This window comes from Desulfovibrio piger, from assembly GCF_012843875.1.
Classification (GTDB): Bacteria; Desulfobacterota; Desulfovibrionia; order Desulfovibrionales; family Desulfovibrionaceae; genus Desulfovibrio.
Genome location: NZ_JABAFY010000011.1, coordinates 1 through 16,448, shown reverse-complemented (window position 1 = coordinate 16,448; position 16,448 = coordinate 1). Strand labels below are relative to the sequence as shown.

Genomic DNA, 16,448 nt, shown 5'->3' with positions numbered 1-16,448 from the left:
ATGGCGGACGGGCCTTGCCTAAGCAGGGATATCAGGAATTGATGCGCTTGCTTATGGCCGGTTGCGAAATGCCCAGCAACTTTGCCGCCGCCGTCTGGTTGCCGTCGCATTTTATCAGGGCCGCGGTGGTCATGATCTGCCTGACAGCGTGCAAAGGAGGAAATTTATCCATACCAAGGAATGTCTTCAGGAGATAGCTTTCTGGAGAAATGTCCGTGAGTTCGGGGAGATCCTTGCCGGTCAGCATGGGAAAGTCGGCAAGCTGGAGTTCCGCCCTGCCCAGGCTGACAGCATGGATGATCATGGATTTCAGCTCACGAACATTGCCCGGGTAGGGATATTTCATAAGGGCGAGCAAAACATCCTTGGGCAGACGCGGGGGAGGGCCGCCGAAATCCTTGGTGGCTTCGTTCATGAATGCGTGAATGAGAAGCGGAATGTCTTCGTGGCGTTCGCGCAAGGGCGGTATGTGGACATGGTGGGTGCTGAGGCGGAAGTAAAGATCCTTACGAAAACTCCCTTCATGCTGCTGCGCCTTGATATCCCTGTTGGTGGCCACGACGATGTGCGAGGCCACTTTTTTGGGCCGGTCCGCGCCAATGGGATAATATTCCCCTTCCTGTAAAAAACGGAGCAGGCGGGCCTGGGAGTGGGGAGGCATTTCCCCTATCTCGTCCAGAAAAAGCGTACCGCCCTGAGCCTGCTCCACCAGTCCCGCGCGCGCTGCCGAGGCATTTGTATAGGCCCCTTTGACATGGCCAAAGAGGGTGTCTTCCAGCATGGCGCCGTCAAGGCTTGCCATGTTCACGCTGACGAAGTTTCCACGGGCTCTGGTCAGAGCATGGGCGGCGCGCGCCACAAGCTCTTTGCCGACACCACTTTCCCCGGTGATGAGCAGGGGATAGCGTGAAGGCAAAATAGACTCCATGTACCTGAAAATAGTAAACATTTCGTTATTAGCCGTGATGATGTCGCGAAAGGCTTCGGGGTGGAGCGGTCGCTGACTCAGAATGCTGCGGCTTGTTTCCGCGCGACTTTTTTCAAGGCTGGCAACGCGTATGGCATGGGAAATGCCGGTCAGCAGGCGTTCCTCGCCCCATGTTTTTACAAAATAGTCGAAGGCGCCGGCCTTCAGGCACTGCATGGCTTTGTCCGCCGTATTCATGCCGGTGAGAATAATGACCAGCACGTCGGGATGGGCGGCGCGGATGTCGCCCAGGAGTTGCTCGCCACTGACATAGGGCATGGTGAGATCCAGCAGGACCAGGCCGATATTTTCTTTGTCAAGGATCCCCAGCGCCTCACGGCTGTCTGAGCAGGTGATGACAGTTCCGGCCAGCGAGGAACGGCGCAGGAGTCTTTCCAGAGAACGGAGCCAGGCTGGTTCGTCATCAACCAGTAAAATTCCGCAGGGGCTATCAATCATGGCGTGTATCCTGTGGGCGGTGGGCGGGCAGGGTCAATGTGACCGTGGTTCCCTGGCCCGGTTCGGAAATGAAAGAAAGGCTGCCCCCGTATCCTTCAACAATGGAGCTGCTTACGGAAAGGCCAAGGCCCGTGCCGCCATGGGCACGCTTTGTCGTGAAAAACGGATCACAGATACAGGGCAGATCTTCGGCCGAGATGCCGCATCCTTCATCCGTAAGACGGAAAAAAACGCTGCGCCCATCTGAAGACGTCCCCGTTTCCAGCAACAGCCCTTGTGCGGGATGTTCCAGGGCCTGGCAGGCGTTGATGATAAGATTGATGAGAACCTGGCCGATTTTGCGCGGGCTCCCCTTGACGGCCGGCATGTCGCGCCCGGTTCGCATCTGGAAGCGGCTGGTACTCTTTTTGATCATGTTCCGGACCAAACGCAGGGAATGCTCCAGGGCATCGTTGAGCTGGAACAGCTCGGACGGGCTGTCGCCGCTTTTGCGGACAAATTCTTTCAGGTCGTCGACAATATCCCGGATATGGCCTGACGCCTGGATGGAGTCCTCCATCATGGAATCCAGCGTGTCGCGCAATTGGGGCCACGGCATACCAGCGATCATGAAGTTTCCCTCCTTCTCGAAATGCGTATCGAGATAGGGGCGGATATCCCGCAGGATGTCCTGGATAAAAACAAGATTCAGCAACAGCAGGCCGTTTGGGTTATTGATTTCATGCGCTATGCCCGAAGCCAGGGTGCCGACGGCGGCCATTTTATCCGCCTGGACAAGTTGCGCTTGGCTTTGACGCAGCCTGGATTCGGCTTTGCGCCTTTCGTTGATCTCCTGCTTCAGTTCCGCAGTACGGCGGCGGACCTGCTCCTTGAGGACATGGGACCAGATCAGCATCGCCACCGCGGAGAGAAGAATAATTGTCAGCGCGATGGCGGCGTAGACAAAAAATTGTTCAAGATTTCGCTTGGTCAGGAGAAAGCGTTTTTCCAGCCATTTATGTTGAATCTTATTGAATTGCCCGGAGCTGTGCAGGTACTTCAGGCCGTTGGAAAAAATATCAAAAATGTTGGGGTTTCCCTTTCTGATGGCGTAGGCGTATTCAACGCTGATATTGGTTTCCTGCAGAAAGGCGACATTATCAAGGGCTTGTTCCTCTATAAGTTTTTTTCCAATATACGTTTCCATGATCGTATACATGCGTCGCCCTTGAGCTATATCATGCAAGGCTTCCTCGGCGGTTCCGCTGAGGGGGCAGTCATGCCGTTCCCCGTATAATTCATGGTAGACGCCATCTTCGTTAACAACCCAGGCCTCCCCCTGGGCGATGTAGTCCATATCTGGGGGCGGGGCCCCTTTACGGGCGAAGATGGAGAACGTATGCGTTGCATAGGGGGCTGTGAAATCATATTCTTTACTGGTGACAGGGGTTTTGACCATACACAGCACAACATCGGCGTCATGCTTTTTCGCCAGCTCGGTCGGGCTGTCGAGCCTGCGGGAGAGCAAAACGACACGGACCCCCATGACACGGCTGATGGCGTACGTTAGATCCATGACATACCCGTCGAGCGTTCCCCCTTTGTCCATAAACGCGTAGGGAGCGTAGGCGCCGATGCGCGCCGTGATGCTGCGTTCATAGAAAATGTATGGATTTTTTGAAAAATCAGTGCCTTCATAATACTTATATATAGCAAAAAATATGCATGCTATTATGCAAAGAAGGACTAAAAACAATATTTTTCTTGTAAATAAAACGTCTCGTAGCTTTGTCATAACCATATACCATCGTGCAATGACGTTCCAGAATACTCTGGAGGATATTCCCCATGATGGATACATATATCTTGCTCCATCGTTTTCCTGGGAAAATAAGCCTCGTCCTTTTTTTGCTCAGCCTGTTATGGCCCGGCATCGCAGTTGCGGCTTCAGGCAACCCCGCCGCGGTGGATGGAGAGCCCTCACGCCCCTGCTATGCCATGGTGGTGGAATATGACGTGCCCGTAACCTTGCGTGACGGCACGACGGTGGCCGTTGACATCTACCGCCCCAAGGCCTCGGGGCGCTTTCCCGTACTACTGGAAGGAAGCGCTTATGACAAACGCTGCTCTACCGATATCCGTATGAGTACGCATACGTTCTTTGTGCCGCGCGGCTATGTTGTCATCATATGGAACGTACGGGGGCGTTTCAAGTCGGGTGGCAGTTTTGATATGGCGGCCCTGCCCGGGAATGATGGCTGGGATATGGTGGAATGGGCCGCGCGGCAGCCGTGGTCCAACGGTAAAATCGGTCTGGTCGGCAAGTCGTATTCCGGGCAAATTCTGCTGCATACGGCGGCCGCGCGGCCTCCCCATCTTGTATGCGCCATGTCGGCCCTGACCGGATCCGACGCCTGGCAGTGGTACTACCGTGGCGGAGCCATGGAGTTCGGGTTTTCCCTCTACTGGGGAACGGTGATCCTGGGCTGGGATCTGGCGGAAAAAACGCTGGGGAACACGCCCGCGCTCCAGCGCTGGAAAAACCTGCTGGAAATGTATTTGGCGGACCAGCAGACCTTTGCCGATGTGATTCCGCTTCTTGATTTCAAGCCTGCTCAAATAGCCCCGGGAGTCAACCTTTTCGCCACCTGGGCTTCCCACCCCACTGCCGACGCGTACTGGAAACGTCTTAGTCCTTCCAGCTATTTTAGCCGGATCGAGATTCCCATCCTCCATATAGGAGGGTGGTATGATATTTTTCTGGACGGCACGCTGAACGCGTTCCAGGAGCTTCGCCAGCGTGCCGGCGCTCCTTTGGCAAGGCGGAATCAACGCCTTTTGCTGGGCCCGTGGCATCACAGTGTTCCCAGCTACCATGGAACCCGCATCGGCAGCGTGGACTATGGTCCCGGCCTCAATCAACCCGGCTTCAACATGATGCGCCTGGCCTTTGCCGACTACTGGCTGAAGGATACGCGCACGCCGCTTTATCGTGAGGATGCGCCCGTCAGCGTTTTCACCATGGGGCGGAACTGCTGGCGCACGGCACCGTCATGGCCGCCTGCGGAAGCCGAGCCCCAGGTGTGGTATTTTCACGCGTCGGCGCGGCGAAAGGGGGAGTCCCTCAATGACGGAGCGCTTTCCCAGGCAGGCCCGGCACCGGCTGCCCCACCGCAAACGTACCTCTATGATCCCATGAATCCTACGCCGACGCGTGGCGGTTCCGGTTTGCTGCTTTTTCCTTTTGGCCCGGACAGCCTCGTGGACTATGGCCAGCAGGAACAAGGGCCTGTGGATAAGCGAAGTTTGACGTTCACCTCCGGGCCATTGGTGCATGATCTGCTGGTGTCCGGCGCGGTAAGCGCCCACCTCAGCGCCTCGTCATCCGCGGTGGATACGGACTGGGTCGTGCGCTTATGCGACGTGTTTCCCGACGGCAGGTCACTGAATGTCGTCGAAGGCATCCAGCGCGCACGCTTCCGTGAGTCGGCCTCGGCGCCTTCCTTATTGCAGCCGGGCCATATCTATGACTACACGGTCAGGATGTCGGCGACAGAATATCTTTTTCGCGCAGGCCATCGCCTGCGGATAACGGTCGGCAGCAGTTCCTACCCCCGCTGGAGCCGCAACCTGAATGTGGCGGCCTTTCCTGAGCAGGCCGTGGAGTGGACCGTTGCCCGTAACGCCATCCATGTGGATGCGGCGCACCCCTCTTGGGTGGAGCTTCCCATTCTATCCGCGGATGCCGTGGCATGCCGGCATGGGAAGGACGCCGCCCCGTCCGGGGAGCGCGGCGCCCTTCCCATGGAAGCTATGCCTTGCCCAAAACCTGGCGGCAGCGAATATCCGCGATGACAAGCAGAACTGTGGAAACGATGCAGAGGATCGAGCAGGCGACCCAGGCCACATCGTAAGATCCCGCCAGGTCATAGACGGCCGCCACGACAGGGGCTCCCAGGGCCCCCCCGGCCATGACGCCAAAGTTCACGAAGCCGTAGATTTCCCCGTAATACTTTGAGCCGAAGGTCGCGGCCGTGACGACAGGCGGCGTGACAGTGCCGCTGCAAATGCCGATGGAATAAAAGATGGCCATGACCCACATGAGGGTTGTTGAATTAGTAATAAGCAGCATGGCCAGGGCGATGGCGAAAAAGCCCATGACATAGATGGTGCCAAATTTAGGGCCGATTTTGTCATAGACCCAGCCGAGCGATATTTTGGCAGGAGTAAGCAGAAGCAGGAAGAAAGAGATGATCATGGCGCAAAAACCCTGACCGTAGGCATCGGTGAGGGAGGCGGCCAGCTGTCCCAGGGAGCCGAAGCCGACCAGCCCCATGACGAACATGCCCACCCAGTAGATCCAGAAAAAAGGATATTTTTTTAACGCGCTCAACGGCACGCCGTCATCGTCCTTATGCTCAACATCCTGGGGGGCGTTTTCATCGGCGCCGTACGGTTGCAGGTTCATGTCCTCGGGACGGGGACGCATAAGAAAGAGCGCGACGGGTACTTCCACCACAATCATGACAATGCCAAAGATGACGAAAGCCGGTCGCCAGCCCATATTCTGGATCACCATGGTCAGGATGGGGCTGATGATGGCTCCTCCTATGCCGCTGCCCGCCAACGCGATGCTGATGGCCGTGCCGCGCGCCTTCTTGAACCAGTTGGTGATTATGATGGAAAGGGGCAGGGCCACGGCGCCGCACGAGAACACGCCCACCAGAAATGCGCTGACATACAGGTGCCAGGCCGCATGGGCCAGGGAATAGCTGGCGTAGGACAAGCCCAGGCCTACGATGCAGGTAGTGAAAATGAGGGTCGTGCGCTTTTGGGCCAGCCATTTCCCCATGTAAGGGGACAAAAGCATGGTCACCACCATGACGACGGTGTTGCAGATGCCGAAGGCGCTGCGCGTGATGCCCATATCTGTGGTGACGGGCACAACGAAAAGGCTGAAACAGGTCTGCATCATGGAATGGAGGATTGCCATCAGAAGGAATCCGCCCGCCACGACATACCAGCCGAAGAAAATTTTTTTTGATATGCGCATAGGATGCTCCCTGCCTTATGCCCGCTGAAGGTGAATCTGCCCGCCCTTCATGACGAAGCTGATCTGTTTCATGGCCTCCATGCTTTCAAACGGATCCCCGGGAAGGGCGACGATATCGGCGTATTTACCAGGTTCCAGGGTCCCTATGTCCGCCTGCCAGCCGAGCAGCTCGGCGGCATAACGGGTGGCAGCCAGCAAGATATCGGTTTTGGCAATCCCGGCCTGTTCCATCAGAACGAATTCCTGGTGCTGTTTGCCATGGTAGCCCAGCGGTGTTCCCGTATCCGTGCCAAAAATGACGCGCACGCCGGCGTCATAGGCCTTTTTGATATTGTGCAGGTGCATGGGCACCAGGGCCGCGGATTTTTCGACGGCGTCCATGGAGACCCCGGCCGCCGCGCCTTTCTCGGCGATCAGCTTGAGGACGATAAAGGTGGGTACCAGGGCGACCTTGTTTTTCAGCATGAGCTCAATCCCTTCATCATCCACTGTCGTGCAATGTTCGATGACGGTAACGCCCGCTCTGGCCGCCGCCTTGATCCCTTCCGTGCCGTGGGCGTGGGCGGAGACGACACGGTCGTGCATCTTGCCCACGGAGACGGCGGCTTGAATTTCCTCGTCGCTCATATTCTGCTCGCCCACATTGGTTCCCTTGCTCAAAACACCGCCTGTCACCATGATCTTAATCTGGTCGGCGCCCATCTTCAGCATATGTCGGGCGGCCGCCACGACTTCGCCGGGGGTGTTGGCAACATTAACCGGCTTGAGGGTCTGAAAGCCAAAACGCTCCTGCGTCCAACGTGGCTCCAGGTGCCCGGCTGTCTGCGTGATCACCATGCCACTGGTGAAAATACGGGGCCCCGTGGCAAATCCGGCATTGATGGCATCGCGGATGCTCTGGCAGCCCTGGATGGTGAAATATCCCTCATCGCGGACTGTGGTGAATCCGCCAAGCAAGTTGTCTTTGGCGTTCTTGAGGGCTTTGGCCGCAACGAATTCGGCAGGCTCGTCCGGTTCCCTGATGGCGGGAAAACCGCTCATCCCCAGATGCACGTGGGCATCTATCAGACCTGGCATGACAAAATGGCGCGAGAGGTCGATCAGCTCGTCGTCGGGACGTATGGCAAGGCCCGCCTTCGGTGTGATTTCCGTGATGCGGTCTTGTTCCACGATAATGGCCATATTTTCTCGCACACTTCCGTCGACGGCATCGAACAGTTTGCCACACAGCACAAGCTTACGCATACGGCTCTCCTTGGAAAAAGGTTGGTGTTAAAGGGGTTTCCTGAGGGATAGCAAGAGGCGTTCCAAATAATAATCTAGTGAAAATAAACATGTTTTTTTTAAAATTTCTCCATGAGGAGAGACGGGGCATAACTTTAGTTATGGAGCTATAACTAAAGTTATCGCCTTGCCGGGAGGCAGAATAAAAGAAAAGCGCAGGCATCCATCTCGGATACCTGCGCAGAACAGGCGTTGCGCGCTTTCAGGAGGGGTAGGCGCGTCACATCTTATTGCGTGACGCCGGCTCCAGGGCCCGCAAAAGGTCACGCAGCCGCTCCGGCCCGGCGGCCTCGCCCAGATCTTCGGGCACGGCGCCTTTGGCCAGCAGGGCGGCCAGGGTGTCGGCCTCCTTACGGGCGTCGGCGGTGCGGGCCATGTCGGTGGCGGCATCGGAACCGGCCTGGTGCCGGGTGGCGGGATGGATGCTGCCGGGCTCCTGCTCGCGGGCGGCCTTTTCAAAGACTTCGGTCTTGACGCGGATGGGCACCGAGGCGCGCAGGGCCAGGGCGATGCCGTCCGAGGGGCGGCAGTCCACGCTGATGAGGCCCGAGGGGCCGCGCAGCAGGAGCACCGCGTAGTAGATGTCGTCCCTGTAGTCCACGATGTCCACGCCGGTGAGCGTGCCGTTGAGGGCCTTGGCCACCATGAGCAGCAGGTCGTGGGCCAGGGGGCGGGGCAGCTCCTCGCCGTTGAGCACCAGCGAGATGGTCATGGCCTCCATGGCGCCGATCCAGAGCGGGAGCAGGCCCTTGCCGTCGTTCTGCCGCAGGATGACGATGGGTTTTCGTGTCTGCGGGTCGAGGCTCAGGCCCTCCACGTGCATCTCTACCATGGCTGTCCCGTGGCTTCGGCCACCAGGCTGTGCTTCTTGGCTTCCACGATGCGGGCGTTGACCAGGCGGCCGGTATGGTCGCCGGCGGGCAGGGGCACATGCACCAGGGCTCCGTAGATGTCGCGGCCCTGCCAGCTTTGCAGGCTGTCGTCGTCGGTGGCCTCGCGGCGGCTGGCGTTCTCCAGCAGCACTTCGCATTCCTGGCCCACGCGGGCGTCGAGCCAGCGCTGGGAAAGCTCCTCCTGCAGGGCCTGCAGGCGCAGCAGACGATCCTGCTGCACGTCGGGGGCGATCTTGTCCAGGAAACGGCTGGCCCGGGTGCCGGGACGGTCCGAATAGCAGAAGGAGAAGCTGGACATGAAGTCGCTGGCGCGCATCAGCTCCAGCGTGGCGGCGAAATCTTCCTCGGTCTCGCCGGGGAAGCCCACGATGAGGTCCGTGGACAGGGCGATGTCCGGGCGGGCGTCACGCAGGCTGGCCACCAGTTCCAGATAGCGGGCGCTGTCGTACTTGCGGCCCATGCGCTTGAGCACGGCGTCGGAACCGGCCTGGAGGGGCAGGTGCAGGCGCGGGCAGAGCTGCGGGATGTTCGCGAAGGCCGCCACGTCTTCGGGGCCCATGTCCTTGGGATGGGGCGTCACGTAGCGCAGGCGCTTCAGGCCGGGCAGGGCGGCCACTTTTTCCAGCAGGGCGGCAAAGCTGACGCCGTCACCGTGCGTATCGCGGCCGAAGGCGTTGACGTTCTGCCCCAGCAGGGTGATCTCGCGGGCGCCGCGGTCCAGCAGGTGGCGGCATTCGTCGAGGATGGCCGGGGTCAGACGGGACTTCTGGCGGCCGCGGGTATAGGGCACGATACAGTAGGCGCAGAAATTGTCGCAGCCCTGCATGATGTTCACGAAGCCCACGGGCGCGGACGGCGTATCGGCGCCGGGTTCGCGCTCCACGTAATGGCTGGTGAAGTCCAGCAGGGAAAGACGCAGGGCGGGCTCGTCCAGCAGGCGTTCGATGGCCTGGGGCGCGCCGCTGATGCCGTCGCTGCCCGCCACCAGACGCACCTGGCGACTGAAGAGTTTTTCGCCCAGCTGCTGGGCCACGCAGCCGGTGACGGCCACCAGCACACGCGGCGAGTTGCCGGTGACCTGGCGGATGCGGCCCAGGGTGCTCATGACTTTCTGTTCGGGCTTTTCGCGCACGGAACAGGTATTGACCACCACCACGCGGGCCTCTTCCAGGGGCGCCTCGCAAAAGCCGCGCGCTTCGAGGGCGCGGGCCAGCCACTGCGAGTCGTGCACGTTCATCTGGCAGCCGAAGGTGATGATGTGGAAGCTGTTGTCGATCATGTTTTCTACTGTTCGGGGCCGGTGATGTTGCGGGGGTAGACGGCCATGCCGCTTTCGTCCATCTCCAGGGCGGCGACGCGGTCTTCCAGCCATTCCAGCACGGCGCGGGCCGTGTTGTAGTTGAGCAGCACGCGGGTGTTGATGCGGCGCACCACCTCGCGCACTTCCAGGTTCTCCTCGTCCATCATCTCGGGGCCCAGCGAACCGTCCGGGGCCACCAGGCATTCGGACCACTGGGGCAGGGAGTCGCTTTCCTCATAGAAATTGAGTTCGATCTCTCCCTGGGGATTGATGCCGCCCCAGACGCCGTGGGCGGTGCTCATGCGCACGCTGTCGTCCATGACGTACTTGTAGCGGATCTTCTTGGGAAGCTCGGGTTGGTTGCTCATGCAGGCTCCTTGAAAAAATATGGGGGATGGTAAAGAAGACGGCCGCAATAGTAAAGCCCGGCGGGCCGGCGCATGTGAAAGGATGTGCAGGCTTGACGGTCGCCTTTCCTTGGTTACAATAGCACGGTAAAGAAGGGCTCATCCTGATGCCCGCAAGGAGAGACTGTGAGCGAGATTACCGTTACGGAACACGAGATCCGTCCCTATTTCGATATGGAAGGCTTCATGACCCTGAGCCAGGAATCGCGCCTGGGCGGCGCGACGCTGGAACGGCTGTGCAAGCTGTGGGAAGAGTGGATGCCGCAACTCAAGGTCTGCGAGATCAAGACAGCCAAGATCTCCTATCTGGCCGTCTGGCTGCCCGAGAGCGTGGAGCAGCAGGTGGACGCCGCCTGGGAAAAATCCCCTTCGGACGGCTGGCAGGACAACAACCTGGCCCAGTACATGTGCATGGCCGCCGTGCAGGAAGTGCTGCCCCAGGTGGAAGATGCCGGCTGTGCGCCCGCACCGCGTCCCACCGAGGCCCTGCGTGAGGCCCTGTCCGGCCTGGGCCTGGAATATCGTGAAGATGCCCCCACCCTGAACCGCCGTTTTGCTCTGGTGACCCATTATCCCTTCAAGGGCGGCTGCGAGATCTGCCATCTGCAGTCCAACTGCCCCAAGGGACAGGGCAAGAGCGAGGCTGCCAGTGTGGTGCTGCCCGGCTACGAGCAGGGCGCCGACGAATAGGCATGACCCGGTCGCGCCGGGTCCCCAGGGTTCCGGCGCGTCCGTCCGCGACGGCTAGCGGCCTTCCATCACGAGGGTGTGCGCTTCGCCGTCGGGCGTGCGGACCACGATCTCCACGGTGCGGCTGTTGCGGGTGACGGAGACCACCAGGCAGGTGGTCGTCTCGTCATTGCTGTAGTTGCGCACGTCCACGGTGTCGCCCTTGTTGGGCAGGGCATCGGGGATGATCTCCACCAGATCGGCGGAATCCGCATCAAAGCCGTCCCAGGCCAGCGCGGGCAGCGGCAGGGCCAGAGAGGCACACAGGGCGATGACGGCCGGCAGACGCCGGACACGCTGATTGCGTAAGAGTGTCTTCATGGCTGCATGTGTAAAACCATTTTTGCTTCTTGGCAACAGGAGGCCCCGGAGGGACGATGAGCATCCATGCCCTGCACGACGACCACGGCCGCACGGTACGTTACCTGCGCCTGTCACTGACGGACCGCTGCAACCTGCGCTGTCTGTATTGTCACAGCAATGCCCGGCACCAGTGCATCCCGCACGAAAAGGTGCTGCGCTATGAGGAGATGATCCGTCTGGTGCAGATCGTGCGCGGCATGGGCGTGGGAAAGGTGCGTCTGACCGGCGGGGAACCCTTTGCGCGCAAGGGCTGTGACGACTTCCTCCTGCGGTTGCGGCAGCGCTTCGACGACCTGGACATCCGCATCACCACCAACGGCACGCTGCTGGAGGAGCACATCCCCCTGCTGCAGCGTATCCGCATCAGCGCCGTGAACCTGTCGCTGGACAGCTTCGACCGCGAGACCTTTGCCCGTGTGACCGGGCGCGACATGCTGCCCGAAGTGCTGCGGGCCCTGGACGCCATGCTGGCCGCGGGCATCCGGGTCAAGATCAACGCCGTGGGCCTGCGCGGCATCAATGACGGCCAGCTGGCCGACTTCGTCCATGCGGCCATGACCCTGCCCGTGGACGTGCGCTTCATCGAATTCATGCCCATGGGCAGCGATACCCTGTGGAGCCCCGAGAATTTCTGGCCCGCCAGCGACATCCGCGCCGCCGTGGAGCAGCACGTCCGCCTGGTGCCGCTGGGCGATGCCAACGAGGGCCAGCGCGGCCCGGCCCGCATGTTCGCCCTGGAAGGCGGCAAGGGGCGCATGGGCTTCATCACGCCGCTGACCAACCATTTCTGCCTGTCCTGCAACCGCCTGCGTATGACCAGCGACGGGCATCTGCGCACCTGTCTGTTTGCCGACAGGGAGTATCCGTTGCGGCCCCTGCTGCGTCATCCCAAGGTCACGGATGAGCATATCGCCCGGGTCATCGCCCAGGCCTGCAAGAGCAAGCCTGTGGGCGCGGATCTGCTGGCGGCCCGGCAGGGGGGCGCTGTGGCCAGCAGCAAGATGGTCTCCATCGGCGGCTAGGGCAGGGCGCTCCTGCCGCACGGCAAGGTGCCCTGCGGGGTGGGGTGGCAGGCACAACAGGCCTTGCCATATATATTGATACAAAATGATACGGTTGCCTCCCTGTTCGGGGCAGCCGTGTCTGTTGCCCATGCCCCGGAAAGGCAGCCCGGTCCCTGCCTGCATGGTTGCCGTATGGGGCGCCGCACCGGCCCGGAGCGGCGCTGCCTCGCGGATACCGCCGGCATCCTCCGGTCAGGGGGGCGTCCTGCCCACGAGGGGAGCAGGGGGCCCGGGCAGCGTCTCCACGGCATGACAGCTCTCAGAGACTGTTCCCCAGGGCCCGGCGGGAGAGACCGGCAACAGAGGGGAGGAAAGCGTCATGTGGCAGGTCTATGCCTTGCTGGCGGCCGTATTCGCGGCCCTGACAGCCATTTTTTCTAAACTGGGCGTCCGGGACGTGGATTCCGGGCTGGCCACGGCCATCCGGGTGGGCTTCATCCTGCTCCTCACCTGGGGCGTGAGCCTGTATGCCGGCACCTGGCGCGAGGTGCGCCAGATCGGCGGGCATACCTGGCTCTTCCTGTTCCTTTCCGCCGTGGCCACGGGCCTGTCGTGGCTGTGCTACTTCAAGGCCCTGCAGCTGGGGGACGTCTCCAAGGTCGCGCCGCTGGACAAGCTCAGCGTGCCTCTGGCCATGCTGCTGGGGGTGCTCATCCTGGGCGAGCCCTGTGATCCCAAGACCGTGGCCGGGGGCATCTTGATCACGGCCGGGGCCCTTTTGCTGGTGTTGTGAGGCCGCTGCCTCCGCATCCCTGTTTTTCGATGACATCAAGGAGCATCCATGATCGCCTATCTTGAAGGCCTGCTGGCCGAGACCTGGGGCACCTCCTGCATCGTGGTCACGCGCGGTGGCGTGGGCTACGAGCTGGATCTGCCCGCCCACACCATGGCATCCCTGCCCGGACGCGGGGAAAGCGTGGCCCTGTACACCAGCCTGGTGGTGCGCGAGGATGCCCAGCAGCTGTTCGGCTTTGCCACCTTTGAGGAGCGGCAGGTCTTCGAGGTGCTGCTGACCATCTCCAAGGTGGGCGCGCGCACGGCGCTGGCCATCCTTTCCCTGTACCGGCCCGACGACCTGCGCCGCATCGTGCTGGAAGAGGACGTGGATGCCCTCACCCGGGTGAGCGGCATCGGCAAGAAGACGGCCCAGCATGTTTTTCTGGAGCTCAAATACAAGCTCAAGGTGGAGGACGTGCCGCAGGCGGCGGTGCTGGCGCCCAACGGCCGCCCGGGCTCCGTGTTCCGGGACGTGCTTGATGGTTTGTCCAATCTTGGCTATTCTGAAGACGAATGCGCTCCTGTGGTCAAAAACATCCTGTTGCAGGAGCCCGACCTTGACGTCACCGGCGCTCTGCGGGCGGCGCTCAAGGCACTGGCGCGCGGTCGTCTGTAGACCGGCGCTTTCTTTTTCTTGAGTGTTCCCCGTGCAGGCCCGGCCTGTGCAGGGGGCAAATCCTGACCGACTGGACATCATGGCACAGAAATCCTCCCCTTCCCCCGCAGCCCGTTTTTTCGGCAATGATGACTGGGATGCCCCTGCGGAACAGCACACGCCCGCACCCGCAGCCGGCACGGAAGACCCCGGTCTGAGCACCGCCGCGCTGGAAGAGAGCGTGCGGCCCCGCAGTCTGGATGATTTCATCGGTCAGGAAGAACTGCGTGCCAATCTGCGCGTGTATCTGGGCGCTGCCCGTGAACGCGGCTGCGCGCTGGACCATACGCTTTTTTACGGCAACCCCGGTCTGGGCAAGACGACCCTGGCCCAGATCATGGCTGCCGAGCTGGGCGTCAACCTGGTCTGCACCTCGGGCCCGGTGCTGGAGCGCAGCGGTGATCTGGCCGCCATCCTGACCAACCTGTCCCGCAACGACATCCTCTTCGTGGACGAGATCCACCGCATGCCCATCGCTGTGGAGGAAGTGCTGTATCCGGCCATGGAAGACTTCAAGCTGGATCTGGTTATCGGGCAGGGCCCGGCGGCCCGCACGGTCAAGATCGACCTGGAGCCGTTCACCCTGGTAGGGGCCACCACGCGTATGGGCCTGATCTCCGCGCCCTTGCGCGGGCGCTTCGGCATCCTTTCGCAGCTGGAGTTCTACACGCCAGCCGAACTGGCCCGGGTGGTGCTGCGCACGGCGCACATCCTCGGCATCGCCGTCACTCCTGACGGTGCGGAAGAGATAGGCCGCCGCTCCCGCGGCACACCGCGCATCGCCAACCGCCTCTTGCGTCGCGTGCGGGATTTTGCCATGATGGGCGGCCACGACGTCATCACCGCGGAACAGGCTGCCGAGGCCCTGCGGCGCATGGACGTCGACGAGATAGGTCTGGACCGCATGGACAGACGCCTGCTGGAAGTCATGATCACCCACTACGACGGCGGACCCGTGGGGCTCAAGACGCTAGCCGTGGCCTGCTCCGAAGAAGTGCGTACCATCGAAGAGATCTACGAGCCCTACCTCATCCAGTGCGGTCTGCTCAAGCGTACCCCCCGTGGTCGCATGGTGACCGCCAAAGCCTACCGCCACCTCAACCTCTTACTGCGCTGAGAGGCGCACGAAGAACAGCTGCGCTGCTTTTTGTCGCATCTGCATAGTTGCGACAGCAACGTTTTTTTCTGTTCTTCCCGGAGCCCGGCTCCAATTTGTGCCGCGCCGGTAACGGCGCCGTCGCTTTTCTGTTCTCTTCTGAAAGGCGGCGGGACGTTGCCCGCGGCGGACGTCATTTCGATAACGTCCCCTTGCCCTGCCTTCCCGACCGGCGCCGGAAGGAGCGGCACGTGGGCGGAGACGGCGCCCCCCTTGGTTTCATCGCCGGAGTACCGCGTTGTGTATGGACGTGGTCGGAGTTTTCAGAATGAAAGTGACTGTTGACAAATCTGTGTTGTGCAAACGTTATGCGGGCTTCACCGTGGCACTGCTGGTCTGTGCCCTGGGGGTAGCGCTGGTGACCAATGCCTGTCTGGGCACCTCGCCCATCACCAGCCTGCCGTACGCCCTGAGCGCCATCTTCCCCCTGAGTTTGGGGACCGTGACTTTTCTGTCCAATATCTGTTTTCTCGTGGTACAAAAGGCCCTGCTGGGTCGTTACTTTACGGTGGGGCATCTGATGCAGATCCCCGCGGTCTTCCTGTTCGGCCTGTTCATCGACGGCTGGATGTGGGCCACCTCCTATCTGGTGACTGATGTCTACTGGCAGCAGATGCTCATGTGCCTGGTGGGCTCCATGGTCCTGGGCCTGGGCGTGAGCCTGGAGATCATCAGCAACGCCACCGTGCTGCCCGGTGAGGGCATGGTCGTGGCCATCGTCTTCCGCACGCACAAGAATTTCGGCAACATCAAGGTCCTGGTGGACTCCTCCATGGTGCTGGCCGCGGTGCTGCTCAGCCTGGCCGTCCTGCATACCATCGTGGGCCTGCGCGAGGGCACCATCATCTCGGCCGTGCTGGTGGGCATGAGCGTCCGCTTCTTCTCCCGCTGGACGCGTCGTCTGGCTCCGCTCTTCTGGGAAAAGGAAAAGCTGGAGAAAGCCCGCCGTCGTCGCCTGGTGCTGCAGGAAAGCTATGCCGCCTAGGCATTGCCATAGATAAAGCATGACAGGGGAGCCTTCGGGCTCCCTTTTTTGTTTTGTGTCGCTGCCGAAAAGAGGACAGCAAAAGATCATGGCTGCGGAACGGTCTTTAAGGTCTGGAGGAATCCGGTGCTTCTGAAGAAAATGGGCGCACTTTCCGGCCGGAGGGGAGAGGGGAGGGCCTCGATTGGCGGAAAAAGGAGAAGGGCAAAAAGGAAAAGACAAAGAAATTTATCAAGAATTTTCTGTGTCTTTTCGGTATGTTGATTGAATAATCAGTCAGTATGGGGCAACTCCGTAAAATTTTTTGCGGAAAAATGCTTGACGGTGGAGTTGAAAAGGCGCATAAAGCCGTTCGCGCCAACGAGCTGGCCACGTCC

15 protein-coding genes are annotated in these 16,448 nt (G+C 60.6%); 7 read left to right on the top strand and 8 right to left on the bottom strand.

What is annotated here, in order from left to right; translation table 11 throughout:
• Positions 1–31: 31 nt before the first annotated feature.
• Together HF854_RS04465 and HF854_RS04460 are read right to left on the bottom strand one after the other, a co-directional pair.
• Positions 32–1,426, bottom strand: coding sequence for a sigma-54-dependent transcriptional regulator (locus HF854_RS04465; protein WP_168935233.1), 1,395 nt, complete (start codon positions 1,424–1,426; stop codon positions 32–34).
• Positions 1,419–3,206, bottom strand: a complete 1,788-nt coding sequence (locus HF854_RS04460; RefSeq protein ID WP_168935232.1) for an ATP-binding protein — start codon at positions 3,204–3,206, stop codon at positions 1,419–1,421. Before HF854_RS04460 ends, HF854_RS04465 begins: the two co-directional genes overlap by 8 nt.
• A gap of 47 nt (positions 3,207–3,253) precedes the next feature.
• Here HF854_RS04460 and HF854_RS04455 point away from each other — a divergent pair, with 47 nt between their 5' ends.
• Positions 3,254–5,260, top strand: a complete 2,007-nt coding sequence (locus HF854_RS04455) for a CocE/NonD family hydrolase (RefSeq protein WP_168935231.1) — start codon at positions 3,254–3,256, stop codon at positions 5,258–5,260.
• Here the strand turns inward: HF854_RS04455 and HF854_RS04450 are convergent.
• From HF854_RS04450 to HF854_RS04430, 5 genes are all read right to left on the bottom strand, one after another.
• Positions 5,217–6,398: an MFS transporter gene (locus HF854_RS04450; RefSeq protein WP_205906028.1), complete on the bottom strand. Its 1,182-nt coding sequence runs from the start codon at positions 6,396–6,398 to the stop codon at positions 5,217–5,219. The genes HF854_RS04455 and HF854_RS04450 overlap by 44 nt on opposite strands.
• 75 nt (positions 6,399–6,473) lie before the next feature.
• A complete protein-coding gene (locus HF854_RS04445) occupies positions 6,474–7,703 on the bottom strand; it encodes a metal-dependent hydrolase family protein (RefSeq protein ID WP_168935229.1) in 1,230 nt (409 codons plus the stop codon).
• A 259-nt stretch (positions 7,704–7,962) separates the two neighbouring features.
• Entirely contained in the window at positions 7,963–8,574 is a 612-nt protein-coding gene (locus HF854_RS04440) for a bifunctional nuclease family protein (protein WP_168935228.1), read from the bottom strand.
• Positions 8,568–9,914 carry a tRNA (N6-isopentenyl adenosine(37)-C2)-methylthiotransferase MiaB gene (gene miaB, locus HF854_RS04435; RefSeq protein WP_168935227.1) on the bottom strand — a complete coding sequence of 449 codons (1,347 nt, stop codon included), beginning with the start codon at positions 9,912–9,914 and terminating at the stop codon, positions 8,568–8,570. The genes HF854_RS04440 and miaB overlap by 7 nt, the downstream gene beginning before the upstream one ends.
• A 5-nt stretch (positions 9,915–9,919) precedes the next feature.
• Entirely contained in the window at positions 9,920–10,303 is a 384-nt protein-coding gene (locus HF854_RS04430; RefSeq protein ID WP_006008497.1) for a hypothetical protein, read from the bottom strand.
• Between the two features lie 165 nt (positions 10,304–10,468).
• Between HF854_RS04430 and HF854_RS04425 the strand changes: the two genes are divergently transcribed.
• The gene (locus tag HF854_RS04425) at positions 10,469–11,032 is read left to right on the top strand and encodes a hypothetical protein (RefSeq protein WP_204674304.1); all 564 of its coding nucleotides are present in this window, start codon (positions 10,469–10,471) and stop codon (positions 11,030–11,032) included.
• A 54-nt stretch (positions 11,033–11,086) separates the two neighbouring features.
• Here the strand turns inward: HF854_RS04425 and HF854_RS04420 are convergent, their stop codons facing one another.
• A complete protein-coding gene (locus tag HF854_RS04420) occupies positions 11,087–11,392 on the bottom strand; it encodes a DUF5334 domain-containing protein (protein ID WP_006008500.1) in 306 nt (101 codons plus the stop codon).
• 56 nt (positions 11,393–11,448) lie between these two features.
• On the opposite strand from HF854_RS04420, the gene moaA reads away from it, so the two are divergent.
• From moaA to HF854_RS04395, 5 genes are all read left to right on the top strand, one after another.
• On the top strand, positions 11,449–12,456 hold the full coding sequence (moaA, locus tag HF854_RS04415) for a GTP 3',8-cyclase MoaA (RefSeq protein ID WP_204625400.1): 1,008 nt from the start codon (positions 11,449–11,451) through the stop codon (positions 12,454–12,456).
• A gap of 361 nt (positions 12,457–12,817) precedes the next feature.
• Entirely contained in the window at positions 12,818–13,231 is a 414-nt protein-coding gene (locus HF854_RS04410) for an EamA family transporter (RefSeq protein WP_168935226.1), read from the top strand.
• Between the two features lie 48 nt (positions 13,232–13,279).
• A complete protein-coding gene (ruvA, locus tag HF854_RS04405; protein WP_006008508.1) occupies positions 13,280–13,891 on the top strand; it encodes a Holliday junction branch migration protein RuvA in 612 nt (203 codons plus the stop codon).
• A 79-nt stretch (positions 13,892–13,970) separates the two neighbouring features.
• Entirely contained in the window at positions 13,971–15,047 is a 1,077-nt protein-coding gene (gene ruvB / locus HF854_RS04400) for a Holliday junction branch migration DNA helicase RuvB (RefSeq protein ID WP_239463854.1), read from the top strand.
• A 307-nt stretch (positions 15,048–15,354) separates the two neighbouring features.
• Positions 15,355–16,071 carry a YczE/YyaS/YitT family protein gene (locus HF854_RS04395; protein ID WP_239463855.1) on the top strand — a complete coding sequence of 239 codons (717 nt, stop codon included), beginning with the start codon at positions 15,355–15,357 and terminating at the stop codon, positions 16,069–16,071.
• Positions 16,072–16,448: the final 377 nt, after the last annotated feature.

What these genes read in the sequence shown, in the direction of transcription:
- HF854_RS04440 (WP_168935228.1), bottom strand. Translation starts at nt 8,574, where the DNA reads ATGGTAGAGATGCACGTGGAGGGCCTGAGCCTCGACCCGCAGACACGA.
- HF854_RS04460 (WP_168935232.1), bottom strand. Translation starts at nt 3,206, where the DNA reads ATGGTTATGACAAAGCTACGAGACGTTTTATTTACAAGAAAAATATTG.
- HF854_RS04455 (WP_168935231.1), top strand. Translation starts at nt 3,254, where the DNA reads ATGATGGATACATATATCTTGCTCCATCGTTTTCCTGGGAAAATAAGC.
- miaB (WP_168935227.1), bottom strand. Translation starts at nt 9,914, where the DNA reads ATGATCGACAACAGCTTCCACATCATCACCTTCGGCTGCCAGATGAAC.
- HF854_RS04430 (WP_006008497.1), bottom strand. Translation starts at nt 10,303, where the DNA reads ATGAGCAACCAACCCGAGCTTCCCAAGAAGATCCGCTACAAGTACGTC.
- ruvA (WP_006008508.1), top strand. Translation starts at nt 13,280, where the DNA reads ATGATCGCCTATCTTGAAGGCCTGCTGGCCGAGACCTGGGGCACCTCC.
- HF854_RS04395 (WP_239463855.1), top strand. Translation starts at nt 15,355, where the DNA reads ATGAAAGTGACTGTTGACAAATCTGTGTTGTGCAAACGTTATGCGGGC.
- HF854_RS04450 (WP_205906028.1), bottom strand. Translation starts at nt 6,398, where the DNA reads ATGGCAATCCTCCATTCCATGATGCAGACCTGTTTCAGCCTTTTCGTT.
- ruvB (WP_239463854.1), top strand. Translation starts at nt 13,971, where the DNA reads ATGGCACAGAAATCCTCCCCTTCCCCCGCAGCCCGTTTTTTCGGCAAT.
- moaA (WP_204625400.1), top strand. Translation starts at nt 11,449, where the DNA reads ATGAGCATCCATGCCCTGCACGACGACCACGGCCGCACGGTACGTTAC.
- HF854_RS04420 (WP_006008500.1), bottom strand. Translation starts at nt 11,392, where the DNA reads ATGAAGACACTCTTACGCAATCAGCGTGTCCGGCGTCTGCCGGCCGTC.
- HF854_RS04445 (WP_168935229.1), bottom strand. Translation starts at nt 7,703, where the DNA reads ATGCGTAAGCTTGTGCTGTGTGGCAAACTGTTCGATGCCGTCGACGGA.
- HF854_RS04465 (WP_168935233.1), bottom strand. Translation starts at nt 1,426, where the DNA reads ATGATTGATAGCCCCTGCGGAATTTTACTGGTTGATGACGAACCAGCC.
- HF854_RS04410 (WP_168935226.1), top strand. Translation starts at nt 12,818, where the DNA reads ATGTGGCAGGTCTATGCCTTGCTGGCGGCCGTATTCGCGGCCCTGACA.